Origin of the sequence: Acidocella sp. (genome assembly GCF_036489515.1) — a bacterium.
Taxonomy (GTDB): domain Bacteria; phylum Pseudomonadota; class Alphaproteobacteria; order Acetobacterales; family Acetobacteraceae; genus Acidocella.
The window spans coordinates 1-26,580 of record NZ_DASXFO010000059.1; the positions used below are offsets into that span (position 1 = coordinate 1).

Here is a 26,580-nt window from a genome sequence, read left to right on the forward strand (position 1 = left end):
CCCGTCCCGGCGATGGCCGTGGCGGAAACGGCGTGACTGGACCGGGTGTAGAAACCGGCGAAACCGTGCGTGGTGGCCAGGAGAAAATGGCTGTGCGACCAGGAGGCGGAAGCCCCCTCGGAATTGGTGATGCCGGGCACGGCGAGCGCCGCCTCTTCCGCCGCCGCGGCGCGGGCGATCAGGATTTCTGCTCCCGGTTCATCGGGGTCGTCGAGGTCCAGAAGCGCGGCGTCCATCGGCGCCGGAGCTTCGGGGATTTCCGCGTAGACATCTTCCGGCACGACGCGGGCCATCGCCACGGCCTGCTCGGCGAGGCGGGTGAAGGCGGCGGAATCGATGGCGCTGGCCGAGACCGAGGCGCTGCGTTGGCCGACGAACACGCGCAGGCCGAGCTCGCGGGATTCGGCGCGCTCGGTCTCCTCGATCTTGCCGAGGCGGCGCTGCACCGAGACGGACGTCCCGGTGCTCATCACCGTCTCCGCGACATCCGCCCCCGCCGCCCGGGCGGCTTTGAGAAGGGCGGCAGCCTGGTCGAGCAGCGCGCTCACGCGGCCAGCCGATCGATGATGGCGGAGAGTTTCGGCACCTGCCCGATCGGGCCGATGGTGGCGATGGTCGGGCGCTGGCGGAAGATCTTTGCCGCCGCGGCGTGGATGTCCGCCTCGGTCACCGCTTCGATCTTCGCCACGGTCTCGGCGGCCGGGATGACGCGGCCAAAAATCTGCCATTGGCGGGCCAGCTGCTCGCAACGGCTGCCGGTGGATTCCAGCGACATCAGCAGCCCGGCCTTGAGCTGCGCCTTGGCGCGGCGCAATTCCACGCCCGTGACCTGGTGCTGCACCTTGCCGAGTTCCTCCAGCGTCACCGGCATCAGCTCCGCCGCCTCGGACTCGCCGGTCCCGGCATAAATGCCGAACAACCCGCCATCCTGCGCCGGGGCGGTGAAGCTGTAGATGGAATAGACGAGGCCGCGCTTTTCGCGGATTTCCTGGAACAGCCGCGAGGACATGCCGCCGCCGAGCAAGGTCGAGAGCAGCATCACCGGGTAATAGTCCGGCTCGCCGTAGCCCGGTGCGTCAAACCCGAGGACCAGATGCGCCTGGTCAAGATCCCGGTCCTCACGATACTCACCGCCGGTATAGTCCGCCGGCATCGGTTCATGACGCACGGCCTTGGGCAGATCGGCGAAATGCTGGCCGACCAGCTCCACCACCTGTTGGTGGCGCAGATTGCCGGAGGCGGCGATGACCATGTTCTCGGGCGTGTAATGCGCGCTCATGAAGCCGGGCAGCGCCTCGCGCTTCATGTTGCGGATGATCGTCTCGGTGCCCAGCACCGGGCGGCCCATCGGCTGACTCGGATAGGCTGCGGACTGGAAATGGTCGAAGATGATGTCGTCCGGCGTGTCGTTGGCCTGGCCGATCTCCTGGAGGATCACGCCGCGCTCGCGCTCCAGCTCCTCCGGCTCGAAGGTGGAGTGGCAAAGGATGTCGCCGATGATGTCGACGCCGAGGCCGAGATCTTCCTTCAGCATTTTCACGTAATAGGCGGTCTGCTCGCGGGAGGTGTAGGCGTTGATATGGCCGCCGACATCCTCCACCGCCTCGGCGATGTCCACCGCGGTACGGGTGGCCGTGCCCTTGAACGCCATATGCTCGAGAAAATGCGCCACCCCATTCTCGGCGGCCGTCTCGTGCCTTGTGCCGGCGCCGATATAGGCGCCGAAGGAGACGGTCTCCACCCGGTCCATCCGCTCGGTCAGAACGGTCAGGCCGGAGGGCAGCGTGGTGATCTCGACTTGTTCACTCATTACTCATCTGTTCCTGTTCGCAAAATTGCGCACCAGCGTCTCGATCGCCGCGAGGTCGTTGGGAGCACGCTCATACTGTTCCTTCCTGTCATATAGGTCGGAAAGGTGCGGCGGTAGTGCCGGGCGGAAACCGACCGCCTGTTCGATGGCGTCGGGGAACTTCGCCGGGTGGGCGGTGGCGGCCACGATGACTGGCAGGCCGACCGGTTTTTGCTCCCGCGCGGCGGCCAGGGCGATCGCGGTGTGCGGGTCGGCCAGATAGTTTGCCTCGCGCCAGCTGCGGGCGATTTCGGCCAGCGTGCCCGCATCGTCCAGCCGGAAACCCGAAAATTCACGGCGGATCGCCTGCCATTTCGGCTCCGGCACCGCCATGCGGCCAGTGGCGCGGAACGCGGCCATGGTGGCGGCGGTGGCGGCGGCGTCGCGGTCCAACAATTCAAACAGCAGGCGCTCGAAATTGGAGCTGACCTGGATGTCCATAGAGGGCGAGAGGCTCGGCTCGACGCCGCGCACGCTCATGTCGTTGGCCGTCAGGAAGCGGTGCAAAATATCGTTACGATTGCTGGCGACAATGAATTTGCCCACCGGCACGCCCATCTGCTTGGCCGCCCAGGCGGCCAGGACATTGCCGAAATTCCCCGTAGGCACGGCGATCGCCACCTCGCGGTCGGGGGCGCCGAGGGCCAAAGCGGAGGCGACGTAATAGGGGATCTGTGCCGCGATGCGCGCGAAATTGATGGAGTTGACCGCCGAAAGATTCATCTCCTGGCGGAACGCACCGTCGGCGAACATCGCCTTCACCAGATCCTGGCAGTCGTCGAAATTGCCCTGCACCGCGACGTTCAGCACGTTGGGGGCGGTGACCGTGGTCATCTGCCGGCGCTGTACCTCGCTGGTGCGGCCCTCGGGGTGGAGAATGGTGATGTCGACGCGCTCACGCCCGGCCATCGCCTCAATCGCCGCGGAGCCGGTATCGCCGGAGGTGGCACCGACGATGCAGACGCGCTCGTCGCGCTGCGCCAGCACATGGTCGAACAGATGCCCGGCGAGCTGCAGGGCCAGATCCTTAAAGGCGAGCGTCGGGCCGTGAAACAGTTCCAGGGCGAAGGTCGCGCTGTCGAGCTGCACCAGCGGCACCGTGGCGGGGTGCGAGAAGCCGGCATAGGCGCGGCGGCACATCGCCTGCAGGTCCTTAAACGCAATGCAGTCGCCGACGAAGGGGGCGATCACTTTCGCGGCAAGTTCCGCATAGGGCAGGCCGCGCAAGGCGCGCAGCTCGGCGGCGGAGAAACGCGGCCAGCTCTCTGGCATGTACAACCCGCCGTCAGACCCCAGCCCGGCCAGCAGCACGCCCGAGAAATTTTTCTGGTCCGCCTGGCCTCTCGTAGAAATGTAACGCATTTATCGTCCCTTCGTTCCGCCCGGCCTATACTATCGGACCAAAGCGGGCAGCAATGCATCCAGCCGCTTGCGGCCCTCCGCGGTGGCGATGAGGGCGGTGTCGGTGCAGGTCAAATACCCCTCCTCAATGCAAGCGGTGAGAATCTTTGGATCAACCGCGTCCGGCAATGCCATGCCGGTGCGGACCAAAAAATCGGCCTGAGAAACGCCGGTGGCGAGGCGCAGCCCCATCAGCAGCGCCTCGCGGGCGCGATCCGCCGGGGCAATCGTCTCCTCAACTGTGGCGCCGGTGCCGTCACGTTCGACCAGATCGGCCCAGGCTTCCGGAGCGCGGTGGCGCGAGGTGGCGATGAGATTCCCGCCTAAAGTGAGCCGGCCATGCGCGCCGGGGCCGATGCCGGCATAATCCTGATAACGCCAATAAGCGAGGTTGTGCCGGCTCTCCCCGCCCGGCTTGGCGTAGTTGGAGATTTCGTAAGCCTCGAGACCGAAACGCGCCGCCTCCTCCGCCGTGGCGTCATACATAGCCGCCGCCGCATCCTCCTCGGGCAGCGCGAATTCACCCCGCCCAAAAAGGGTCGCGAACTTCGTGCCCGGCTCGATGGTGAGCTGGTAGAGCGACAGATGATCGGCGGCGAGCGAGAGCGCCCGGCGGAGTTCCCCCCGCCATGCCGCCTCCTCCTGCCCCGGCCGCGCATAAATCAGGTCGAAGGAGAGGCGCGGGAAAATGCCTTGCGCGAGCTCGATGGCGGCAATCGCCTGATCCGCCGAATGCTCGCGGCCGAGAAAGGCCAGTGCGGCGGGGTCGAAACTCTGCACACCGATGGACACGCGGTTGACCCCCGCCGCCCGGTACCCGGCAAAGCGCCCGGCCTCGATGCTGGTGGGGTTGGCCTCCAGCGTGATCTCGATATTTTCGTCCGGCGCAAAAAAGCCGGTCGCATCGGCGATCAGGGCCGCGACGTTGTCGGGGTCAAGCAGGCTCGGCGTTCCACCGCCGAAGAAAATCGAGGTCAGGCGCCGTGGCCCGATCCGCGCCGCTTCGTAAGCCAGCTCGCGGCGCAGGGCCGCAACCATACGCGCCTGAGGGATGCGCTCGCGGACATGCGAGTTGAAATCACAATACGGGCATTTGGCGAGACAAAACGGCCAGTGAATGTAGAGGGCCAGGGGATCCATCCGCCGCTCATAAAGCAAGTAGCCGCTTTTTGAAAAAAGCGGCGCAAAAACTTCTGTTATGCTGGGCCGTGGGCTGCGTCGAGGCCAACGCCCATGACCCAGCATAATAAAGTTTTTTTGCTACTTTTTGTTCACAAAAAGTAGCCTTCCCTTCGCTTGGCACGGCGCGGTGGCACGCCTATCCCAAGACCATGAACGCCATCATCGTCGAGCATCTCGTCAAACGCTATGCCCACACGCTGGCGGTGGACGACATTTCTTTCACCCTGCCGCGCGGCGGGATTCTTGGCCTGCTTGGCGGCAACGGGGCGGGCAAGACCACGACCATTTCGATGCTGCTCGGCCTGTTGGTGCCGACCTCCGGCACCGTCACCATGCTCGGTCACGACATGGCGCGCGACCGTTTTGCAGCGCTGGAGCGGATGAATTTTTCGTCACCCTACATCGCTTTGCCGGGGCGGCTGAGTGTTGCGGAAAATCTGCGGGTCTATGGGCATCTGTACAATGTGCCGCAGCTCGAGCGGCGCATCGGCGAGCTCGTGGAGCAGTTCAACCTGGGCAAGTTTTTGCACCGCCCCGCCGGCCAGCTTTCCGCCGGACAAAAAACCCGCGTGGCGCTGGCCAAAGCACTGATCAACAAACCTGAATTACTGCTCCTGGACGAGCCGACCGCCAGCCTCGACCCCGATACCGGCGACTATGTGCGCACCGTGTTGGAGGATTACCGCCATGAGACCAATGCGGCGATTCTGCTCGCCTCGCACAACATGGCCGAGGTCGAACGGCTGTGCGACACCGTGCTGATGATGAAAGCCGGGAAAATTGTCGATCGTGGCCGGCCCGACGAGTTGATCACCCGCTACGGGCGGGAGGATCTGGAACAGGTGTTTCTCGACATCGCGCGCAACCGGGAGATCGCCGCATGAAAGCCTCGCTGCGCCGCATCTGGGGCATGATCTACCGACATGTGGCGATCTATCGCGGCTCCTGGCCGCGCATGGCGGAGATCGCTTATTGGCCGACCCTGAACATGCTGATCTGGGGTTTTACCGCCCGCTATTTCATGCATGCGCAGCCCGGCGCCGGGGCGGCGGCCGGGGCGCTGATCGCCGGCGTGCTGCTCTGGGAAATCACGCTACGCGGCCAGCTCGGCGTGACCTTCACCTTTCTTGAGGAGATCTGGTCGCGCAATCTCGGGCATATTTTCGTCAGCCCCTTGCGGCCGGTGGAGATGGTGGCTTCGCTGCTGGTGGTGTCCCTGATCCGGACACTGATCGGCCTGCTTCCTGCCACAATCATCGCCCACCTCATGTACCGGTACAACATTCTGCTGTTAGGTCCTGTTCTATTTCTATTTTTCGTCAATTTGATGTTCATGGGCTGGTGGATCGCGCTCGGCATCGTCGCGCTGCTGTTCCGCTACGGCGCGGGCGCCGAGGCCTTAGCCTGGACCATCGCCTTCGGCATCACGCCGCTGGCCTGCGTGTTCTATCCGGTCACGGCGCTGCCGGTCTGGCTGCAGCCGGTGGCGCTGGCGCTGCCGGCGGCGCATATTTTCTCAGGGATGCGGTCGGCCTTGTTCCAGCACGGCGCGGACTGGCAGAATCTGGCCCAGGCGGTCGCCCTCAACATCGTCTGGATGCTGGCGGCGATCGCGGTCTTTGGCGGGGAATTCCGCCGCGCCCGCATCCGCGGCGCGCTCATATCCATCGGGGAGTAGGTCTTTGCTGCATCGCTTCTGGCTGATTCGTCACGCTCTGGTCCATGCCGACTCCCTCAGCCGCCTCTACGGGACGGACGACGTGCCGGTCTGCGATGTGACCATGGCGGCGGACGCGCCACGCTACGCGGCGCTGGCCGCCCGCCTGCCCCGCCCGGCGCGGCTGGTCTGCACGCCGCTCAAGCGCACGCAAGTGACCGCCGCGGCCTTGATGCGCGCCGGCTACCCGGCGCAGACACCGCTCCTCGACGCCGCCTTCGTGGAGCAGAATTTTGGCGCGCTGCAAGGCACGCCGATCGCGCATTTCGACATGCGCCCGGCCGGGCGGCATCCGTTCTGGCCGATCCATGCCGAGGAGATGCCGCCCGGCGGCGAGTGTTTCGACGACATGGTGCGCCGCGTTGGTGCCGGGCTGGAACGGCTGCGGGATAATGCGGAGGGGCGCGATACGATCATCGTCAGCCATGGCGGGGCGATCCGCGCCGCGGTGGCGCATACGCTCGGCCTCTCCGCGCACCAGGCTTTGTGCCTGTCGGTCGAGAACATCTCCCTGACCAGGATCGAGCACCATAAGAGCGGCTGGCGGGTGATGTCGGTAAATGAACATTTCGCCACGCAAGCTTGCGAAGCGAGTGCCGCGCCCTCAACTGCGAGGGCGCATAATGATATGAAGCAGACTCAAGGAGCCACGTCATGAAACGCCTGCTGCTCGCCGCCACGGCGGCCGCCACCCTCGCCACGCCGCTCGCGGCCCTCGCCGATCCGCCGCAGCATCTGGTGGACAGCGCGACGCTCACCGTCGAGAGCATGATGGACGGCAGCGAAGGCCATGAGGCGGCGCAGTTTCTGCGCCACGCCAAGGCCGTGCTGGTATGCCCGAATATTTTCCGCGCCGGCTTCATGTTCGGCGGCGAAGGCGGTGGTTGCGTCATGGTCGCGCGCGGCAACAATGGCGGCTGGTCCGACCCGGCCTTCTTCGGCATGGGCGGCGGCAGTTTCGGGCTGCAGATCGGTCTCCAGAGTGCGCAGGTGATGATGATGGTGATGACCGATAACGGGCTGAACGCGCTGCTGAACAGCCAGTTCAAGTTCGGCGCCGATGCCGGGCTGACGGTGGCGACGCTGGGCGCCGGCGTGAACGGCTCGATGTCCACCGGCCTCACCGCCGACATCATCAGCTTCTCGAAGAGCGAAGGCCTGTATGGCGGCATCTCCCTCGCCGGCTCGATTCTCTCCAACGATAGCAAGACCGAACAGGCCTATTACGGCGCGCCGCTCGATGCGCGGCAAATCGTCGTCGACATGCAGGGTTCGAACCCCGGCGCCAACCCGCTGCGCGAGATGCTGACCCGCTACGGCGGGTAAGCGTTCCGCCCGCCAGGCTGCCAACGGCGCCGGCTTCCGGGGCCGTTTTTTTTGCCTCGTAACATGCGCTAACCATATGTTGTTTATGTATTAAATACATAGTGTCCGAGCGAAGTAAGTAACCACAAAAGACAAAATGTAATAAAGTGCAACAAGGCGGCACTCAAACTGTCACGACATTTTCTTAAAATTCTTTTGTTTGGTTGATGAATTGATAAGTTTAACTGATGGCCCGTAACGCCTCCGCAGGCCGCCGCGCGACGCCGGGTTGATTGCCAAGCCACTGGGCGCGTGCGCAGTTTCCCGGCCAGGTCGGATCACCGGACCTGATTAGTGACGAGGTTAAGAATGTCCCAATTTTCCAGGCGTAAGATTTTGGCGGCCGGCGCCGCGGGCGGCGCGTTGACCGCGACGGCAGCGGCGCATGCCGCGGGCGTGTTCGGCAATCCCGACCTGCCACCGGAAGGCCAACTGAATTCCAACGCGCGCGCGTTCGCCGATCCCGGTCCGCAGAACCCGGCGATGGAAGCCCAGATTCCGTCGTTCCAGGATCCCCCGCCCACCGATGTCAACGGCATGGCGCAGTTCTGGTCGTCCTTTAGCCTCTCGCCGAAGCGCGTGCAGGCGGGCGGTTGGGCGCGCCAGGTGAACACCGAGATGTTCCCGATCTCCGTCGACATCGCCGGCGTGAACATGCGCCTCGGGCCGGGAGGCATTCGCGAACTGCACTGGCACCAGCAGGCGGAATGGGCGGTCATGACCTATGGCCATTGCCGCGTGACGGCGGTGGACCAGAACGGCCATGCTTTCGTCGATGATCTGACGGCCGGCGATCTCTGGTACTTCCCGGCCGGCGTGCCGCACTCGCTGCAGGGCATCGGGCCGGATGGCTGCGAATTCGTCATTTGCTTCGACAATGGCGCTTCCTCTGAAAACAACACGCTGCTGGTGAGCGACTGGCTCGCGCATACGCCGCCGGAAGTGCTGGCGAAGAACTTTGGCGTGCCGGAATCGGCCTTCGCCAACATTCCGCTGCAGCAGCGCTGGATTTTCCAGGGCAAGGAGCCGGGCCCGCTCGCCAATGACGTGCGCGAGATCATGCCGGGCGCCGGCCCGGTGCCGAACCCGTTCACCTTCCGCCTGTCGTCGATGACGCCGAACAAGCTGACCAAGAGCGGCATGGTGCAGATTGCCGACAGCACCAACTTCAAGGCCTCGACCACGATCGCGGTGGCGATGGTGACGGTGAAGCCGGGCGGGCTGCGCGAAATGCATTGGCACCCGAACGCCGACGAATGGCAGTACTACATCAAGGGCAACGCCCGGATGACGGTGTTCAATGTCGGGCCGGAAGCCATGACCGCCGACTTCAAGCCTGGCGATATCGGCTACGTGAAGAAGAACTTCGGCCATTATGTCGAGAACACCGGCACCGATGATCTCGTCTTCCTGGAGATCTTCAAGACCAACCAGTACCAGGAAGTCTCGCTCATGGACTGGCTGGCGCATACGCCGTCGGCGATGGTGCAGCAGACGCTGAACCTCTCGCCCGAGACCATCGCCAAGTTCTCGCGCACGGTGCAGGACGTCGTTCCGGGCTAAAACCAAAAAACGTCCAAGAAGGAAAGGGCCTTGCGGCATGCCGCAAGGCCCTTTTTACATAGAAGGAAGTGGCCGCTTTTTAAAAAAAGCGGCGCAAAAATTTTTATTACGCCGGGCCATGGGCGTTGTCGCCGCCAACGCCCATGGCCCAAATGAATAAAGTTTTTTTGCTACTTTTTGTTCACAAAAAGTAGCCTTCTCTTTTCCTTCCTAGTACGTCACGACCGAGCGGATGCTCTCGCCCTTGCGCATCAACTCAAACCCTTCGTTAATTTGCTCGAACGGCATCACATGGGTGATCAGGTCATCGATGTTGATCTTGCCGTCCATGTACCAGTCGACGATTTTCGGCACATCGGTGCGGCCGCGCGCGCCGCCGAAGGCGGTGCCGCGCCAGTTGCGGCCGGTGACGAGCTGGAACGGGCGGGTGGAAATTTCCTGGCCCGCGCCGGCGACGCCGATGATGATCGACGTGCCCCAGCCGCGATGCGTGCATTCCAGGGCCTGGCGCATGACGTTCACATTGCCGATACACTCGAAGGAATAATCCGCGCCGCCATCTGTGAGATTGACGAGGTAGGGCACCAGGTCCTGGCCGATCTCGGACGGGTTGACGAAATGCGTCATGCCGAATTTTTCCGCCATCTCCTTGCGGCCGTTGTTCAGGTCCACGCCGATGATCATGTTGGCGCCGGCGATGCGGGCGCCCTGGATCACGTTGAGGCCGATGCCGCCGAGGCCGAACACCACGACATTTTCGCCTGGCTTCACCTTGGCGGTGTTGAACACCGCGCCGATGCCGGTGGTCACACCGCAGCCGATGTAGCAGATCTTCTCGAACGGCGCGTCCTCACGCACCTTCGCCAGCGCGATCTCCGGCAGCACGGTGAAATTCGCGAAGGTCGAGCAGCCCATGTAATGCATCACCGGCGCGCCGTCGCAGGAGAAGCGCGAGGTGCCGTCCGGCATCACGCCCTTGCCCTGGGTGGCGCGGATCGCGGTGCAAAGGTTGGTCTTCTGCGACAGGCAGGATTTGCAGTTGCGGCATTCCGGCGTGTAGAGCGGAATCACGTGGTCGCCTTTTTTCAAGGACGTCACGCCCGGCCCGACCTCGACGACGATGCCCGCCCCCTCATGGCCGAGGATCGCCGGGAACAGCCCTTCCGGGTCCGCGCCCGAGAGCGTGTACTCGTCGGTATGACAGATGCCGGTGGCCTTCACCTCCACCATGACCTCGCCCCATTTCGGGCCTTCGATATCCACCGTCTCCAGCGACAGCACCTTGCCAGGTGCCCGCGCAACCGCCGCCCGCGTTTTCATGACTCACATCCTTTGAAAGAAGCTGCCGGGTAACCTTGTGCGAAGAGCAGAGACGTCAAGTCCGTGTGCTCGATCCGATTTTGCACCTGCTCGGCCACCACCGGCTTGGCGTAATAGGCGATGCCTAGCCCGGCCTCGCGCAGCATCGCGAGGTCGTTGGCGCCGTCGCCCACTGCCAGCGTCGCGGCGAGCTTGACGCTCCGTTTCTCCGCGAGCTCCTTCAGCGTGGCGAGCTTGGCGTCGCGGTCGAGAATCGGTTCCCCCACCTCCCCGGTCAGCTGCGAGCCGTTATCCAGCAGCACGTTGGCGCGATGCAGGTCGAAGCCAAGCTCGGCTGCGACTCGGGCGGTGAAGAAGGTGAAGCCGCCGGAGACCAGGGCCGTGGTCGCGCCGAACTGCTTCATGGTGGCGATCAGGGTCTTCGCGCCGGGGCAATACTCTATGCTGTTCCAAGTGCGTTCCAGCGCGTTCAGATCCAGCCCCTTCAGCATGGCGACCCGCTCGCGCAACGCTGCGGCGAAATCGATCTCCCCGTTCATCGAGCGCTGGGTGATGGCGGCGATCTCATCCTTCAGCCCGGCATAGGCGGCGAGCTCGTCGAGCGTCTCGGCCTTGACGATGGTGCTGTCCATGTCCGCCACCAGCACCGCCTTGCGCCGGCCGCGGAATTTGGTGATGAACACGTCCACTGCCTTATGGGTCAGGACATATTTGAGCGCCGCCGGCTCCAAGGGCTTGGCGGTGGTGAATTCCACGGCCTGGCCGGGGCTCAGCCAGTTGAGATGCATGCCGGCGCAGGCATCGCGGGCACGCTCGGCTTCGGCCTTGGTGAGAGGCCCGGCTTGCGGATTGGCAACCAGAATGACGATTGAGGACATGGGCGCGACTGGTAGGACAGAGCACGGGGCGAGGGCAAGCGAACGGCTGGCGGTGATCATCGCCGGGCCGACCGCCAGCGGCAAATCGGCCTTGGCGCTGGCGCTGGCGCAACGCCTGGGCGGCACGGTGATCAATGCCGACGCCATGCAATGCTACCGTGAGCTGCGCATCGTCACCGCCCGCCCCTCGGCAGAGGATGAGGCTCTGGTCCCGCACCGCCTCTATGGGGTGCGCGCAGTGGCCGAGCCGGCCAATGCCGCCTGGTGGCGGCAGGCGGCGCTGGCTGAGATGGAGGCCTGCGCTTTGCCGATTCTGTGCGGCGGCACGGGCATGTATTTTTCCGCGCTGGTGAAGGGAATCGCCGCCGTGCCGGAGGTGCCGGAAGCGGCGCGGGCCGAGGCCAGGCGGATGCTGGCCGAGCAGGGTGCGGCTTGGGTCCATGCAAGGCTCGACCCGGAAACGGCGGCGCGGTTGAAACCTGGCGACAGCCAGCGCGTCTCCCGCGCCTACGAGGTTCTGCTCGGCACCGGGCGCGGCCTGGCGCGCTGGCAAGCGGAGACGACCCAGCCCCTCACCGGCTGGCGGACCCGGATGATTCTCCTGGACCCGCCGCGCGAGGTGTTGCGCACGGCGATCGCAGAAAGATTCACGGCGATGCTGGAGGCCGGGGCGGTGGATGAGGTGCGGGCGCTGCTGGCGCAAAACCTCGCCCTGGACCTGCCCTTGCTGCGCGCGCACGGCGTGCCGGAGATCGCCGCTTTGCTGCGCGGGGAGCTGTCACAGGAGGAAGCGGCGGCGCGCGCCATCCTCGCGACGCATCAGTACACCAAGCGGCAAATGACCTGGTTCAAGCACCAGAAACTGACCGACAGCGCTGCCATGCAAATATTACACTCCAGAATCGGCGATTCTGCGCAATTTTCGGAAAGAAATTTGGCTGATTTTGATAATTTTTTAAATATCCACAGTTGACCAGCCCGACCAGACTCGGTAGCGGTGCGGGATCATGTATGTGAGCATCGCGAGATAGTCATGGACGGCAAGACCACCACCACGGAACTGATGAAGTCAGGCGCAGAGGCCCTGCTACGGGCCCTTAAGGCGCAAGGCGTCGAGGTTATTTTCGGCTATCCGGGCGGCGCCGTCCTGCCGATTTATGATGCGATTTTCCAGCAGAACGAAATCCGCCACATCCTCGTGCGGCACGAGCAGGCGGCGGTGCACGCCGCCGAGGGCTATGCCCGCAGCACCGGCAAGGTGGGCGTGGTGCTCGTCACCTCCGGCCCGGGGGCGACCAACGCCGTGACCGGGCTGGTGGACGCGCTGATGGACAGCATTCCGCTGGTCTGCCTGACCGGCCAGGTGCCGACGCATCTGATCGGCAATGACGCCTTCCAGGAGGCCGACACCACCGGCATCACCCGCCAGGCGACCAAGCATAACTACCTGGTGAAGCGCTCAGGCGATCTCTCCCGCGTGGTGCATGAGGCCTTCCACGTGGCCCGGACCGGCCGCCCCGGCCCGGTGCTGATCGACCTGCCGAAGGACATTCTCATCAACCCGGCGCCATATAGCGAGCCGAGCCAGGCCCCGCATCGCAGCTATCGGCCGAGCACGGCGCCTGATCCGCAGCGCATCGCCGAGGCGGTGGCTCTGCTCAAGCGCGCTACGCGGCCGGTGGTGTATTCCGGCGGCGGCGTCATCAATGCCGGCGGGCAAGCCTCCGAACTGCTCCGGGAACTGGTGCGGCTCACCGGCTTTCCGATCACATCCACACTGATGGGGCTCGGCGCCTATCCGGCCAGCGACAAGCAGTTCCTGGGCATGCTGGGGATGCACGGCACCTACGAGGCCAACCTCGCGATGCATGACTGCGACGTGATGCTGAACATCGGCGCGCGGTTCGATGACCGGGTGACCGGGCGGCTCAACGCGTTCAGCCCGAACTCCAAGAAGATCCACGCCGATATCGACCCGTCCAGCATCAACAAGTCGGTGGCGGTGGACGTGCCGATCGTCGGCGACGCGACCGAGATTCTGCGCGCGCTGATCGCCGCCTGGAAGGCCGATTCGCACAAGCAGGACCGCGCCGCGCTGGCGCAATGGTGGGCGCAGATCGACGGGTGGCGGGCAAAAGAATCGCTGCGCTACACGCAGACCCTTGAGAAAGGCGGCATCATCAAGCCGCAATACGCGATCGAGCAGCTCTACAAGGCGACGCGCGGGCGCGACACCTACATCACCACCGAAGTCGGCCAGCACCAGATGTGGGCGGCGCAGCACTTCAAGTTCGAACAGCCGAACCACTGGATGACCTCGGGCGGGCTCGGCACCATGGGTTACGGCCTGCCGGCGGCGATGGGCACGCAGGTGGCGCATCCCGACGCGCTGGTGATCGACATCGCCGGCGAGGCCAGCATCCTGATGAACATCCAGGAGATGGGCACGCTGGCGCAATACCGCCTGCCGGTGAAAATCTTCATCCTCAACAACCGCTACATGGGCATGGTGCGCCAGTGGCAGGAGCTGCTGCATGGCAGCCGCTATTCCGAGAGCTATTCGGAGGCCCTGCCCGACTTCGTGAAGCTCGCTGACAGTTTCCACGCCGTCGGCCTGCGCGCCTCCAGCGTCGATGACCTGGACCGGGTGATCGCGGAAATGCTCGCGGTGGACCGCCCGGTGATCGCGGATATCTGCGTCGACGAAAAGGAAAACGTGTTCCCGATGATCCCCTCCGGCGCACCGCATAACGAGATGCTGCTCGGCCCCGAGCACGGCACCAGCGGCAGCGGCCTCTCCGCCAGGAGCGTCACCGATGAAGGCATGGTGCTGGTCTGATGTCTGGTACAGCAATGCGTTCCGCCACCATCTCGGTGCTGGTGGAGAACGAGGCCGGCGTGTTGGCACGGGTGATCGGGCTGTTTTCCGGCCGCGGCTATAATATCGACAGCCTGACGGTGGCGCCGGTCGAGCGCGACCGCAGCAAAAGCCGCATCACCATCGTGACCACGGGCACGGAGATGGTGATCGCGCAGATCAAGGCGCAGCTCGACCGGCTGGTGCCGGTGTACAAGGTGCTGGACCTGACCATGGAAGGGCCGCATCTGGCCCGCGAGCTGGCGCTGATCAAGGTGATCGGCGCCGGCGAGGCGCGGCAGGAAGCCTTGCGCCTGGCCGATGCGTTTCGTGCCCGGGTGATCGACGCCTCCACGGAAAGCTTTATCTTCGAGCTGACCGGGGCGACCGACAAGCTGGACGCGTTCCTGGAACTGATGCGCCCGCTGGGCCTGGCGGAAGTGTCGCGCACCGGTGTGGCGGCGATCGCGCGCGGGACGAAGACCATCAGCTAAAGGAAAGAGAACTACTTTTTGTGAACAAAAAGTAGCAAAAAAACTTTATTAATTTGGGCCATGGGCTTTGTCGGGGACAATGCCCATGGCCCAGATTCGCCAAAAATTTTTGCGCCGCTTTTTTTAAAAAGCGGCCACTTTCTAAGCTGATTTCAAAACCAACAAAAATTTCGCAACATCATTGCGCATAACAGCCATCCCGCATGCATTTTCGCACACAGCACGGCGTGACAGGGGCGCAAAAAAATAATAGGCAACGGGGCAGTTTTCGAACCAAAGCAAGGACAGCAGCATTATGCGCGTTTATTACGATCGGGATGCCGACGTTAACCTCATCAAGGGCAAGAAGGTCGCCATTATCGGCTATGGCAGCCAGGGTCACGCGCATGCGCTGAACCTCAAGGATTCCGGCGTAAAGGAGCTGGCCATCGGCCTGCGTCCCGGTTCCACCGCCATTGCCAAGGCTGAAGGCGCCGGGCTGAAGGTCATGACCCCGACCGACGCCGCCAAGTGGGCCGATGTGGTGATGGTGCTGACCCCGGATGAGGGCCAGTCCGACCTGTACCGCGACCACCTGGCCGCCAATATGCGCCCCGGCGCCGCGCTGGCTTTCGCGCATGGCCTGAACGTGCATTTCAACCTGATCGAGCCGCGCGCCGACATCGACGTGTTCATGGTGGCCCCCAAAGGCCCGGGCCATACCGTGCGCGGAGAATATCTGAAGGGCGGCGGCGTGCCGAGCCTGGTCGCCGTGGCGCAGGACGTCACTGGCAACGCCCTCGAGATCGCCCTCTCCTACGCCTCCGCCAATGGCGGCGGTAAGGGCGGCATCATCGAGACCACCTTCAAGGAAGAGTGCGAGACCGACCTGTTCGGCGAGCAGGCCGTGCTGTGCGGCGGCGTGGTCGAGCTGATCAAGGCTGGCTTCGAGACGCTGGTGGAAGCCGGCTATGCGCCGGAAATGGCGTATTTCGAGTGCCTGCACGAGGTCAAGCTGATCGTCGACCTGATCTATGAAGGCGGCATCGCCAACATGAACTACTCGATCAGCAACACCGCCGAATATGGTGAATACGTGACCGGTCCGCGCATCGTCACGCCGGAAACCAAGGCCGAGATGAAGAAGGTTCTGGAAGACATCCAGATGGGCCGCTTCACCCGCGACTGGATGCTGGAGAACAAGGTCAACCAGACCAACTTCAAGGCGATGCGTCGGGCCATGTCGACCCACCAGATCGAGGAAGTGGGCGCCAAGCTGCGCGGCATGATGCCGTGGATCTCCAAGAACGCGCTGGTCGACAAGGCCAAGAACTAAGCCTCTCTGAGGCTGAACGAGGCTGATTGATCCATCTGATCAAACTTTCTGTCGGGGTGCGCGATATCGCGCACCTCGAAGCACTTCAGGCGGCGCGGCTGGCGGTTGATCCGCTGCTGCGCCACCACACCCGCAACAGCCCGAAACGGGCCGAAGAGCTTTGCGCGGGGGGCTCCATCTACTGGGTGATCGGCGGCGTTGTCCTGGTCCGCCAGAGACTACTCGATATCATCGAAGACCATTGGGATGACGGCACGCGCTGCGCCGGGCTGGTGCTGGACCCGACCTTGGTGCGGGTGCAGGCCCGGGCCATGAAGGCCTTTCAGGGCTGGCGCTATCTCCAGCCGGCTGACGCCCCGGCGGATATCACGGCAAGCGGCGGCACAAGCGGCGACGAAATACCCGACGAGCTGCGCCGGGCGCTGGCCGCCCTCGCCTTAATTTAGCCACGAATTTTGAGAAGCGCCGGGCTCATGCTAGGTGCGCCCGACTTGGGTAAGCGATCAGGCACGGCGCGGCTTTTGGCGCCGGCGGATCTTTAGGAGACGATGCATGGCGGTTCACGCCTTTATTTTTCCGGGACAAGGCAGCCAGGCCGTCGGCATGGGCCGGGATCTGGCCGCGGCCTTTGGCCCCGCGCGCGAGGTCTTCGAGGAAGTCGACGAGATTCTGAAGCATAAGCTCTCCAAGGTCATGTTCGAAGGCCCGCTCGAGGAGCTGACCCTGACGGAGAACGCGCAGCCGGCGCTGATGGCGACCTCGCTGGCGGTGCTGCGGGTGCTGCAGGCGGAAGGTGGCATCACCCTGAAGGACAAGGCAGCGGTGGTGGCCGGGCATTCGCTCGGCGAATACAGCGCCCTGGCCGCGGCGAACGCCTTCTCCGTGGCCGAGACCGCTCTTTTGCTGCGCCTGCGCGGCCAGGCCATGCAGCGCGCCGTGCCCGCCGGCCAGGGCGCCATGGCGGCCCTGCTCGGCGTGGACATGGAGCAGGCGCAGGAGATCTGCGCCGAAGCAGAATTAGGCCCTGAGAGCCGCGAGGTGGTGGGCTGCGCCAACGACAATGGCGGCGGCCAGGTGGTGATTTCCGGCCATAAGGGCGCGATCGAGCGGGCCATCGAGATCGCCAAGGCCAAGGGCGTGAAGCGCGCTTTGCTGCTGCCGGTCTCCGCCCCGTTCCATTGCGCGCTGATGGCGCCGGCGGCGGATGCGATGGCGGAAGCCTTCGCCAACACCCCGCCGCGCGCGCCGATCGTGCCGGTGATGGCCAATGTCAGCGCCGCCAAGGCGACCGACCCGAACGAGATCCGCGACCTGCTGGTGCAACAGGTCACCGCCACGGTGCGCTGGCGCGAGAGCGTGGAGGCGATGATGGCGATGGGCGTCACCAGCTTCGTCGAGCTCGGCACCGGCAAGGTGCTGGCCGGGCTGGTGCGGCGCATCGCCCCGGAGGCGACCACCCATTCCGCCGGCTCGCCGGCGGAAATCGAAGCTTTGTTGAAGGTTCTGTGATGTTTGACCTGACGGGTAAGACGGCGCTGGTCACCGGCGCCTCGGGCGGCATTGGGGCGGCGATCGCGCGCACTTTGCACGCTCAAGGAGCGACGGTGGCGCTCTCGGGCACCAGGCGCGAGGCTCTGGACGCGGTGGCCGCCGAACTCGGTGAGCGCGTGCATGTGCTGCCGGCGGATCTGTCGCAGGCAGAGGCCGCTTCCGAGCTGATCACCGCTGCCGAAGGGGCCATGGGGCGCGTCGACATTCTCGTGAACAATGCCGGGCTGACCAAGGATGGCCTGGCCTTGCGCATGAGCGACGCGGACTGGGAGAAGGTGATCGACGTCGATCTCGCCGCCCCCTTCCGCCTCAGCCGCGCGGCGCTGAAATTCATGCTGCGTCGCCGCGCAGGACGGATCATCAATATCGGCTCGGTGGTCGGCAGCACCGGCAATCCGGGTCAGGCCAACTATGCCGCGGCCAAGGCCGGCCTGATCGGCCTGACCAAGGCGCTGGCCCAGGAAGTGGCCTCGCGCGGCATCACCGTGAACCTGATCGCACCGGGTTTCATCGCCACGGCGATGACCGATGTGCTGAGCGACACGCAGAAGAGCGACCTCGCCACGAAAATTCCGCTCGGCCGGCTCGGCCAGCCTACCGACATCGCCGCCGCGGTGGTGTATCTTGCCGCCGATGAGGCTGGTTGGGTTACCGGCGCCACACTCCATGTAAATGGCGGAATGGCCATGATTTAACGAGTTGGCGCGACGCAATGAACCATGCTAAGCGCCGGCACGTTAAAGATTAACGACACTCTCGCCGGTGGCGCTTCTGCGCGTGCCCCGGTATTCGCCACACCAGATGCATGAAAGTGAAACTAAATGAGCGAAATCGCCGACAAGGTTAAGAAGATCGTTGTCGAGCATCTCGGCGTCGACGAAGGCAAGGTGACTCCGGAAGCCTCCTTCATTGACGACCTGGGCGCCGACTCCCTCGATACCGTCGAACTGGTGATGGCGTTCGAAGAAGCCTTCGGCGTGGAAATCCCCGAGGATGCCGCCGAGAAGATCACCACCGTGAAAGACGCGATCGAGTATATCGAGAAGCAGAAAGCCGAATAATCTGCCGACTTTCTGAAGCCGTCCAAGGAGTTCGCATGCGCCGTGTTGTCGTGACAGGTATGGGAATCGTCAGCCCGCTGGGGGTTGGCGTTGAGCATGTCTGGAAGAGGTTGATCAACGGAGATTCCGGGATCAGCGCCATTGAGTCCTTCGACACCACGGAGCTGACGGCCAAGGTTGCCGGCCAGGTGCCGGCGGGTCCCGCCGCCGAGGGGAAACTTGACCTGTCCGAATGGATCGCGGTCAAGGAAATCAAGAAGATGGATCGCTTCATCCATCACGGCATCGTCGCGGCGACGCAGGCGATGCAGGATTGCGGCTGGGAACCGCAGACCGAGGAAGAGAAATACGCCGCCGGCGTGATGATCGGCTCGGGCATCGGCGGTCTGCAGACCATTTATGACGCCTCGATCACGGTGCATGAGGGCCGCGCCCGCCGCCTCTCGCCGTTCTTCATTCCCTCGGCCCTGATCAACCTGATCTCCGGCCAGGTCTCCATCAAATACGGGCTGAAAGGCCCCAACCATTCCGCCGTCACCGCCTGCGCCACCGGCGTGCATGCGATCGGCGACGCCGCCCGTCTGATCGCCTTCGGCGATGCCGACGTGATGGTCGCCGGCGGCGCCGAAGCCGCGGTGAATCCGCTCGGCATTGCCGGGTTCTGCGCCTCCCGCGCCCTCTCCACCGGCTTCAACGACCGCCCGACCGAGGCCTCGCGCCCCTGGGACAAGGACCGCGACGGGTTTGTCATGGGCGAAGGCGCCGGCGTTGTCGTGCTGGAAGAATACGAGCACGCGAAGAAGCGCGGGGCGAAAATCTATGCCGAAATCGCCGGCTATGGCATGTCCGGCGATGCCCACCACATCACCGCCCCGGCCGAGCACCATGACGGCGCCTTCCGCGCCATGAAGGCGGCGTTCCGGCATGGCGGCCTCACCCCGGCGGACGTGCAATATGTGAACGCGCACGGCACCTCGACCCCGATGGGGGACGATCTCGAGCTTGAGGCCGTGGAAAACTGGTTCGGCGACTCGGCCAAGGGGCTGGCGATGTCCTCCACCAAATCCGCCACCGGGCACCTGCTCGGCGCGGCCGGGGCGATCGAGACGATCTTCTCGATCCTGGCGATTCGCGACGGTGTCGCGCCGCCGACCCTGAACCTGCATGAGCCGAGCCGGGCCAGCGTGATCGACCGCGTGGCGCTGACCGCGCAGGAACGCAAGATCAACGTGGTGCTGTCCAACAGCTTCGGCTTCGGCGGCACCAACGCCTCGATTCTGTTCAAGAAGGCCGTCTGAAGAGGTTGCGCCGCGGCCGCATCGTTCTGCTCCTGGCGGCGCTGGTCGTTGCCGCCAGGCTCGGCCACATGGCCGCCGAAGACTCGTATGATGCGCCCGGTCCACTGTCCCGGGCGCGGGATATGGTCATTCCCGACGGCTCTACCGCCGCGACCGCCGCCGTGCTGCGGGAGCACGGAATCATTCGCCACGGCCTGATCTTCCGCGCCGCCGCCTGGGCCACGCGGCATGACGGGCCGCTCCATGCCGGCGAGTTCGTGTTCCCCGCCCATGCCAGCCTGCGAGAGATTCTCGACATCCTGCGCCATGCCGCCCCCGTGGAACACCAGGTGGCGTTCCCCGAGGGGCTGACCGGCGTGCAGATCGCCGCCATCCTCAATGCCGCGCCGGACGCCACCGGCCATGTCGCCGCACCGCCCGACGGCGCGGTGCTGCCGCAAACTTATGATTTTACGCTGGGCACAAAGCGCGCGGCGATTCTCGCCCGGGCCGAGCAGGCGATGCACCAGGCCCTGCAAACCGCCTGGGTCGGACGGGATCCATCGGTCCCCCTCGCCTCACCGCAGCAGGCGGTGATCCTGGCCTCGATCGTCCAGCAGGAAAGCCCGCTGCCGGCGGAACTGCCGGAAATTGCCGCGGTCTATGAGAACCGGCTGGCGCAAGGGATGCGGCTGCAGGCCGACCCGACCGTGATCTTTGCCGCCACTGAGGGGCAGGCCTCAGGCGGCACCCCGATCAGCCGCGCCGACCTCGCCAACCCCTCGCTTTACAACACCTATATGCATGCCGGCCTGCCGCCGGGCCCGATCGCTTCCCCCGGCATCTCGGCCATTGAGGCGGTGCTGCACCCGGCGATGAGCCAAGCGCTGTTCTTCGTCGCCACCGGCACCGGCGGGCTCGTTCTGGCGGATAATTTTCAGGAACAGCTGCAGCACATTAAACAGTACCGCGCCGTCAGGAAGTGAAAAGAAAACTGGGCCATGGGCGTTGTCGGTGACGACGCCCATGGCCCAGCATAACAGAAGTTTTTGCGCCGCTTTTTTCAAAAAGCGGCCGCTTGACTAGCCCTTGCGGGTGCCGATCGAAGCGAACCTCTTGTTGAACTTCGCGACCTGGCCGCCCGTGTCGACCATGCGCTGCACGCCGGTCCAGGCGGGATGGGACTTCGGATCGATGTCCAGACGCAGGGTCTCGCCTGCCTTGCCCATGCAAGAGCGGGTCTTGAACTCCGTACCATCGGTCATGATGATGTTAATCTCGTGATAGTCCGGATGGATGTCTGGTTTCACCGTATCTGCTCCAAAAGAAAACGGGCCGCCGATCCGACCGGCAGCCAAAAACAGAGGCTGGCTTTACGCGCGGGCGGTGCCGGACGCAAGGGCGGATTTGGCAAAACGTGCGGCCTGATCAAGAGCCGTGCGCGCTTCGGGGAGAAAGGTCTGGGCCACGTGCCAGACATGCGGCAGATTGTCCCAGATGGTGAGCTCGACCGCGACCCCGGCCGCTTCCGCGCGGGCGGCAAGGCGGGTGGAATCGTCGAGCAGGATTTCCGGCGCGCCGACCTGGATGAGCAGCGGCGGCAGGCCGGTGAAATCGCCGTAAAGCGGCGAGACCAGCGGGTTGGTTGGGTCCTGCCCCTGCAGGTACAAAGCGGCGGCGTCCTTCATTCTCGGGCCGTACAGCAGGCTCTCCCGCGCGGCGTTGCGGGTCAGCGAAGCGCCGGTGGCGGCCAGGTCCGTCCACGGGCAGAACAAGGCGGCGCAGGCCGGCATCGGCAGGTTCTGCGCCTTGAGGGCCAAAAGCAGCGACAGAGCCAGGCCCCCACCCGCAGAATCGCCGCCGATGGCAATGCGCCCCGGTGCTTCGGCGAGCAGCGCCCGATAGGCGGCCAGCGCGTCGTGCAGCGCCGCGGGAAACGGGTGTTCCGGCGCCAGCCGGTAGTTGGGTGCGAAAACCCGGAAACCGCGCAGCGCGAAACCCGCGGTGATGGGACGATGCGTGACGGGCGAGCAGGAGAAATAACCCCCGCCATGCAGATAGAGCAGCGTGTCGGCACTGCCCTCGCCGGCCCGCACCCATTCGCCTTCCACCCCGCCCAGCACGCCGGGCGTGAAAGTCGCCCCCGTCGGCGGCGACGGCGGGTTCTTGCCCAGGACCGCGCGCGCCGCCGTCGGGGTCTCGACCCGCGCCAGTCTGCGTTTGACGGTGAAGCGCAGAACCGGGTTGATCACATAGGACTGCCAGCTTGGCATCGCGCCCTCCCAGACGGTTATTTACAAACATTAAGTGGCATCGCCGGGGCCAGCGCCAAAGGCCCGGCGCGTTTGGCCCACGATCATTTTCCCGCTACCTTGGCGTCGCGGCGCCGGTATCAACGCCGACGGGAGAAGACATGAAATTAAAAAAAATATCCCTGGCCGGGGTCGTCCTGACTTGGCTGCCGCTCGCCGCCGCCGCACAGCCGATGACCATGGATCTGACCGCCGGCAACATGCTGGCGCAGACGCATTCGCACGCACTCATCATGGGCGTGACCGGGACGTTCCGGCAACTCTCCGGGAAACTGGACTTCGACCCGGCGGCGAAAACCTGCCACATCGACGTGACCCTGGTGGTGGAAAGCCTGGCACTGCCCAACGCGCTGATCCGTTCGCAGACCATGTCGAAGGCCTTCCTGGACCCGGCGGAGTATCCGACCCAGCATTACGTCGGCGACTGCGCGGCGGGCCGGCTGCAGGGCCAGTTGACCATGCGCGGCCAGACCCATCCGTTCGATATGGCGGTCAGCTATACCAGCGCCAACGGCCAGATCACCGCCATCCATACCGAGGGCGTGCTGAACCGCTACGATTGGGGGCTGAACGGGCTGACGATGACCGTGGGCAAGATGATCCGCGTCACCAACGACATCTCCCTGAACGGCCAGCCGCCGAAGCCCGAAAGCTAGAAGAAAGCAGCCGCTTTTAAAAAAAGCGGCGCAAAAATTTTTGGCTATGCTGGGCCATGGGCGTCGCCGCCGACAACGCCCATGGCCCAGCATAATAAAGTTTTTTTGCTACTTTTTGTTCACAAAAAGTAGCCTTCCTTCTCCTACCAGCGCCCCAACCCGGCGCTAGCGGCGCGGCGGGCGACGTAGAGCGTCCAGCCCAGTTGCACCACGAGCGGGAGCAGCACGACCAGGATTTTCGTGTCCGACTTTGCGACCAGGAAGGCGATCGCGTCGGCGCCGCCGAGCAGGGCAAAGGCCCAGTGCCAGAGCGCCACCGCCCGCGCATCCATGCCGGCCCGGCGGACCACCTGATAGAGGTGCCCGTTATGGGCGCGGGCGATGTTCTCACGCGCCAGGATACGGCGGATCAGGGTGAAGGTGACGTCGTAGAGCACGCCGGAGAGCAGCAACGGCACCAGCAGGAAGGAGAGCGGCGCGCCCTCGAACCGCGCCGCGGCGACGCCGAACAGCGCCAGCATGAAGCCGCAGAACTGGCTGCCGACATCGCCCATGAAGATCTTGCCGCGCGGGAAATTGAACGGCATGAAACCGAGCACGCCGCCGGCCAGCAGCAGCCCTGCGGTATAGACGAAGAAGCCGCCATAGAGCCCGGCGATGACGGCCAGGAACAGGCAGGCGATGACGGTGACGCCGGAGGCCAGGCCGTTCAGCCCGTCGATGAAATTCATCGCATTGGTGACGAACAGCAGGAAGAACATGGTCAGCGGCACGCCGAGCCAGCCGATATCGATGGTGCCGACATAGGGCAGCGCCAGCACATGCACCCACAGCCCGGAGGCGACCGCGACAGCGGCGGCAAGCAGCTGGGTAAAGAGCTTGAGGACGTAGGAGATGTCCAGCAGGTCGTCGATGAGCGAGATGGCCGCCATCAGCACCGCGGCGGCGATCACGCCGATGAAATAACCCTCCGCCAGGCGCGAGACCTCGCCGTAGCGGTAGAGCAGCAGCACGCCGAGCAGGAAGGCGCAGACAATGCCGACGCCGCCGGATTTCGGCGTGGTCTGGGTGTGCGCCTTGCGCGCGTCCGGACGATCCGGCACGCCGACGGCGATCATGATCCGGACGATGATGCCGGAAAAAATGGCGAGGCCGGCCATGAGGGCCAGGTGGCGCGGCAGGGCCAGCAGGCCGAGGGAGGTTACGGAATTCATGTGCGCCGGACCATGGCCGAAACGCACCGAAATTTGAAGAGCGCGAAGGAAGCCTACTTTTTGTGAACAAAAAGTAGCAAAAAAACTTTATTATGCTGGGTCATGGGCGTCGTCGCCGACGACGCCCATGACCCAGCATAACCAAAAGTTTTTGCGCCGCTTTTTTTAAAAAGCGGCAACTTTCTTCTCTCTGACAGGCCCGCCTGAAATCAAGGGGTTGTCTGGGTCCGGCCGCCACGCCAAAACCGGGGCAACCCAGCGTTTGGAGACGGCACATGAAGATTGCGATTATCGGCGGTGGTTATGTCGGTCTGGTATCGGGGGCCTGTTTCGCGGAATTCGGCGTGGCGGTGGCGGTGGTCGAGGCCGACGAGGCCAAGCGCCGTGTGCTGCTGGAGGGCAGAATCCCTATCTATGAGCCCGGCCTGGACCGGCTGGTGGCGGAGAACATGGCGGCTGGGCGGCTGACCTTTCCGGCCACGCTGAGCGAGGGCATCGCCGATGCCGAGGCGGTGTTCATCGCCGTCGGTACCCCGGCCCGGCGCGGCGACGGCCATGCCGACCTCACTTATGTATTCGCCGCCGTCGAGCAGGTGGTGAAGACGCTGGACCATCCCGCGGTCATCGTCACGAAATCGACCGTCCCGGTCGGCACCGGGCGGAAAATCGCCGCCTTGGCGCGCCAATTGCGGCCGGACCTCGGCATCGAGGTCGCGGCCAACCCAGAATTTTTGCGCGAGGGCAGCGCCATCACCGACTTCATGCGGCCCGACCGCGTGGTGGTGGGCACCGACAGCGACCGCGCCCGCGAAGTGCTCCGCAAGCTGTACCGGCCGCTTTATCTGATCGAGGCACCGATTGTCTTCACTGGGCTGGAGACCGCCGAGCTGATCAAATACGCCGCCAACGGGTTCTTGGCGATGAAGATCACCTTCATCAACGAAATGGCGGATCTGTGCGAGAAGGTCGGCGCCGATGTGCACGACGTGGCGCGCGGCATCGGGCTGGATGGCCGCATCGGCCGCAAATTTTTGCACCCGGGCCCAGGGTTCGGGGGATCGTGCTTCCCCAAGGACACGCTGGCGCTCATGCGCATCGCCGAGGAGGCCGGCGCGCCGAGCCGGCTCATCCAGTCGGTGGTGAGCGTGAACGACAACCGCAAAGGCGGCATGGCGGCGCGCGTGGTGAAAGCCTGCGACGGGGATGTGAAGAATAAAAACATCACGGTACTGGGCCTCGCCTTCAAGCCGGAGACCGACGACATGCGCGAGGCGCCCTCCCTGCCGCTGATCGAGGGGCTGGTCTCGCGCGGCGCGAAGGTGACGGCGTTCGACCCAGCCGCGATGGGGGGGGCTAAGCCGATGCTGCCCGCGGGCGTGACCTTTGCCAAAGATGCCACGGAGGCGGTGTCAGGCGCGGATGCCCTGGTGTTGATCACCGAATGGAACGAATTCCGCGCCTTCTCCCCGGTCCGGCTGAAGCAGCTGATGCGCGGCGACGTGATCGTGGACCTGCGCAACGTGTTCGACCCGAAAGCCATGCGCGCCGCCGGATTTGCCTATCAGGGCATAGGTAGGGCAAATGAGAATCATCACGACTCCGAAACGGAGTCCGCGCAGGAAACATAATTTTTGCAGTATATCCAGCCGCCGTACCCGGATTTCGCCAACCCCGAGCTGCTGGAGAAGATACCGCTGGCGGCATCGACGATCCTCGATGTCGGCTGCGCGCAGGGGGCGCTGGGGGCGGGCTATCTGCGCCGCAACCCCCGCGCCCGGGTGCTGGGCATCGAACGCGACGAAGCGGCGGCGCAAACCGCGCGAAGCCGCCTTTCCGAAGTATATTGCGGCGACGTCGAAGCCACGCCGATGCCGTTCGACGTGCCGGACGGCATCGACTGCATCATCTACGGCGACGTGCTGGAACATCTGGTCGACCCGTGGCGGCTGCTGATCGAACACGCGAAATCTCTCGCGCCGCAGGGCACCGTGCTGGTCTGCATGCCGAACATCGAACACTGGTCGCTGGCGGCGCGGCTGCTGTCCGGGCAGCTCGACTACGAAGCGCAGGGGCTGCTGGACCGCGCGCATCTGCGCTGGTTCACGCCGCGCATGATGGCCCAGGCGCTGACGGCGGCGGGGCTGGAGCTGGCCGATCTCGCGCCGCGGCCAACCGAGACCGGGGAAGCACGGCGCTTCGTCGCGGCGCTGACCCCCGGCCTGCGGGCGCTGGGGCTGGACCCTGACGAATATTATCGCCGCGCCGCCCCCTTGCAGTTCATCTGGCGGGCACGGCGCTCCGCCCCGGCGCGGCTGGAGGTGAACGCCACCATGCTGGCGCCGCTGGGCGGGGTGAGCGACGTGCGCGTGACCCTGCCGCTGCGCGCCTTGCGCAGCGACAGCGCCACTTACGGGCTGATCGTGGACGCGGGGGACCTGACGCCGCACCTGGCGGAGGCGCCGCGCATCGCCGTGCTGCACCGGCCGCTGCTGCTGGGGGCGCCCGGCCTCGCCCGGCTGCGCACCCTGCTGCGGCACGGTTACGTGGTGGTCAGCGAGTTCGACGACC

The 26,580-nt window shown here is 64.7% G+C and carries 28 protein-coding genes; 19 read left to right on the forward strand and 9 right to left on the reverse strand.

The features are described from left to right. The 4 genes from VGG47_RS09405 to hemW form a co-directional block, all read right to left on the reverse strand. Positions 1-548, reverse strand: a 548-nt coding sequence (locus VGG47_RS09405) for a PmbA/TldA family metallopeptidase (RefSeq protein ID WP_331537789.1), incomplete at its 3' end; no start/stop codon positions are given. Then, positions 545-1,810 carry a M16 family metallopeptidase gene (locus VGG47_RS09410; RefSeq protein ID WP_331537791.1) on the reverse strand — a complete coding sequence of 422 codons (1,266 nt, stop codon included), beginning with the start codon at positions 1,808-1,810 and terminating at the stop codon, positions 545-547. The genes VGG47_RS09405 and VGG47_RS09410, both read right to left, overlap by 4 nt. A 3-nt stretch (positions 1,811-1,813) precedes the next feature. Then, positions 1,814-3,211, reverse strand: a complete 1,398-nt coding sequence (thrC, locus tag VGG47_RS09415) for a threonine synthase (RefSeq protein WP_331537793.1) — start codon at positions 3,209-3,211, stop codon at positions 1,814-1,816. Between the two features lie 30 nt (positions 3,212-3,241). Continuing rightward, complete coding sequence (gene hemW, locus VGG47_RS09420) at positions 3,242-4,390, reverse strand: radical SAM family heme chaperone HemW (RefSeq protein WP_331537795.1); 1,149 nt, start codon at positions 4,388-4,390, stop codon at positions 3,242-3,244. Positions 4,391-4,581: 191 nt separating this feature from the next. Here hemW and VGG47_RS09425 point away from each other — a divergent pair, with 191 nt between their 5' ends. From VGG47_RS09425 to VGG47_RS09450, 6 genes are all read left to right on the forward strand, one after another. Then, positions 4,582-5,316, forward strand: a complete 735-nt coding sequence (locus VGG47_RS09425) for an ABC transporter ATP-binding protein (RefSeq protein ID WP_331537797.1) — start codon at positions 4,582-4,584, stop codon at positions 5,314-5,316. Then, positions 5,313-6,110, forward strand: a complete 798-nt coding sequence (locus VGG47_RS09430) for an ABC transporter permease (RefSeq protein ID WP_331537799.1) — start codon at positions 5,313-5,315, stop codon at positions 6,108-6,110. The genes VGG47_RS09425 and VGG47_RS09430 overlap by 4 nt, the downstream gene beginning before the upstream one ends. 4 nt (positions 6,111-6,114) lie before the next feature. Beyond that, positions 6,115-6,807, forward strand: coding sequence for a histidine phosphatase family protein (locus VGG47_RS09435; protein ID WP_331537801.1), 693 nt, complete (start codon positions 6,115-6,117; stop codon positions 6,805-6,807). Next, positions 6,804-7,475, forward strand: a complete 672-nt coding sequence (locus VGG47_RS09440) for a lipid-binding SYLF domain-containing protein (protein WP_331537803.1) — start codon at positions 6,804-6,806, stop codon at positions 7,473-7,475. Before VGG47_RS09435 ends, VGG47_RS09440 begins: the two co-directional genes overlap by 4 nt. Before the next feature lie 348 nt (positions 7,476-7,823). Beyond that, positions 7,824-9,077 (forward strand): cupin domain-containing protein, encoded by a 1,254-nt coding sequence (locus VGG47_RS09445; RefSeq protein WP_331537805.1) that lies wholly within the window; start codon positions 7,824-7,826, stop codon positions 9,075-9,077. Between the two features lie 37 nt (positions 9,078-9,114). Continuing rightward, entirely contained in the window at positions 9,115-9,237 is a 123-nt protein-coding gene (locus VGG47_RS09450; RefSeq protein ID WP_331537807.1) for a hypothetical protein, read from the forward strand. Positions 9,238-9,287: 50 nt separating this feature from the next. Here the strand turns inward: VGG47_RS09450 and VGG47_RS09455 are convergent, their stop codons facing one another. Further along, positions 9,288-10,397, reverse strand: coding sequence for an S-(hydroxymethyl)glutathione dehydrogenase/class III alcohol dehydrogenase (locus tag VGG47_RS09455; protein ID WP_331537809.1), 1,110 nt, complete (start codon positions 10,395-10,397; stop codon positions 9,288-9,290). Next, positions 10,394-11,275 (reverse strand): phosphoserine phosphatase SerB, encoded by an 882-nt coding sequence (gene serB, locus VGG47_RS09460; protein ID WP_331537811.1) that lies wholly within the window; start codon positions 11,273-11,275, stop codon positions 10,394-10,396. Before serB ends, VGG47_RS09455 begins: the two co-directional genes overlap by 4 nt. Between serB and miaA the strand changes: the two genes are divergently transcribed. The 10 genes from miaA (at position 11,259) to mltG (ending at position 20,816) form a co-directional block, all read left to right on the forward strand. After that, the gene (gene miaA / locus VGG47_RS09465) at positions 11,259-12,248 is read left to right on the forward strand and encodes a tRNA (adenosine(37)-N6)-dimethylallyltransferase MiaA (protein ID WP_331537813.1); all 990 of its coding nucleotides are present in this window, start codon (positions 11,259-11,261) and stop codon (positions 12,246-12,248) included. The genes serB and miaA overlap by 17 nt on opposite strands. 60 nt (positions 12,249-12,308) lie before the next feature. After that, positions 12,309-14,114 (forward strand): acetolactate synthase 3 large subunit, encoded by a 1,806-nt coding sequence (locus VGG47_RS09470; protein ID WP_331537815.1) that lies wholly within the window; start codon positions 12,309-12,311, stop codon positions 14,112-14,114. Between the two features lie 14 nt (positions 14,115-14,128). Beyond that, positions 14,129-14,626 (forward strand): acetolactate synthase small subunit, encoded by a 498-nt coding sequence (gene ilvN / locus VGG47_RS09475; RefSeq protein WP_331537817.1) that lies wholly within the window; start codon positions 14,129-14,131, stop codon positions 14,624-14,626. 295 nt (positions 14,627-14,921) lie between these two features. Then, positions 14,922-15,941 carry a ketol-acid reductoisomerase gene (gene ilvC / locus VGG47_RS09480; protein WP_331537819.1) on the forward strand — a complete coding sequence of 340 codons (1,020 nt, stop codon included), beginning with the start codon at positions 14,922-14,924 and terminating at the stop codon, positions 15,939-15,941. A gap of 26 nt (positions 15,942-15,967) precedes the next feature. Then, complete coding sequence (locus VGG47_RS09485) at positions 15,968-16,387, forward strand: DUF1489 family protein (protein ID WP_331537821.1); 420 nt, start codon at positions 15,968-15,970, stop codon at positions 16,385-16,387. Positions 16,388-16,493: 106 nt separating this feature from the next. Next, positions 16,494-17,450, forward strand: a complete 957-nt coding sequence (gene fabD, locus VGG47_RS09490; protein ID WP_331537823.1) for an ACP S-malonyltransferase — start codon at positions 16,494-16,496, stop codon at positions 17,448-17,450. After that, entirely contained in the window at positions 17,450-18,187 is a 738-nt protein-coding gene (gene fabG / locus VGG47_RS09495) for a 3-oxoacyl-[acyl-carrier-protein] reductase (protein WP_331537825.1), read from the forward strand. The genes fabD and fabG overlap by 1 nt, the downstream gene beginning before the upstream one ends. Before the next feature lie 126 nt (positions 18,188-18,313). Then, positions 18,314-18,553, forward strand: coding sequence for an acyl carrier protein (locus VGG47_RS09500; protein ID WP_325398357.1), 240 nt, complete (start codon positions 18,314-18,316; stop codon positions 18,551-18,553). 35 nt (positions 18,554-18,588) lie between these two features. After that, entirely contained in the window at positions 18,589-19,851 is a 1,263-nt protein-coding gene (gene fabF / locus VGG47_RS09505) for a beta-ketoacyl-ACP synthase II (protein ID WP_331537828.1), read from the forward strand. Positions 19,852-19,856: 5 nt separating this feature from the next. Continuing rightward, a complete protein-coding gene (gene mltG, locus VGG47_RS09510) occupies positions 19,857-20,816 on the forward strand; it encodes an endolytic transglycosylase MltG (protein WP_331537831.1) in 960 nt (319 codons plus the stop codon). 96 nt (positions 20,817-20,912) lie between these two features. Here mltG and rpmE read toward each other — a convergent pair whose 3' ends face one another. Together rpmE and VGG47_RS09520 are read right to left on the reverse strand one after the other, a co-directional pair. Further along, positions 20,913-21,140, reverse strand: coding sequence for a 50S ribosomal protein L31 (gene rpmE / locus VGG47_RS09515; RefSeq protein ID WP_331537833.1), 228 nt, complete (start codon positions 21,138-21,140; stop codon positions 20,913-20,915). 63 nt (positions 21,141-21,203) lie between these two features. Next, a complete protein-coding gene (locus tag VGG47_RS09520; protein WP_331537835.1) occupies positions 21,204-22,103 on the reverse strand; it encodes an alpha/beta hydrolase fold domain-containing protein in 900 nt (299 codons plus the stop codon). 140 nt (positions 22,104-22,243) lie between these two features. On the opposite strand from VGG47_RS09520, the gene VGG47_RS09525 reads away from it, so the two are divergent. Next, on the forward strand, positions 22,244-22,798 hold the full coding sequence (locus tag VGG47_RS09525) for a YceI family protein (RefSeq protein ID WP_331537837.1): 555 nt from the start codon (positions 22,244-22,246) through the stop codon (positions 22,796-22,798). Positions 22,799-22,941: 143 nt separating this feature from the next. Here VGG47_RS09525 and VGG47_RS09530 read toward each other — a convergent pair whose 3' ends face one another. Then, a complete protein-coding gene (locus tag VGG47_RS09530) occupies positions 22,942-24,012 on the reverse strand; it encodes a glycosyltransferase family 4 protein (RefSeq protein ID WP_331537839.1) in 1,071 nt (356 codons plus the stop codon). A 275-nt stretch (positions 24,013-24,287) separates the two neighbouring features. Here VGG47_RS09530 and VGG47_RS09535 point away from each other — a divergent pair, with 275 nt between their 5' ends. Then, complete coding sequence (locus tag VGG47_RS09535; protein ID WP_331537841.1) at positions 24,288-25,640, forward strand: UDP-glucose dehydrogenase family protein; 1,353 nt, start codon at positions 24,288-24,290, stop codon at positions 25,638-25,640. Positions 25,641-25,643: 3 nt separating this feature from the next. Next, the coding region (locus tag VGG47_RS09540; RefSeq protein WP_331537843.1) for a class I SAM-dependent methyltransferase at positions 25,644-26,580 on the forward strand (937 nt) is incomplete at its 3' end.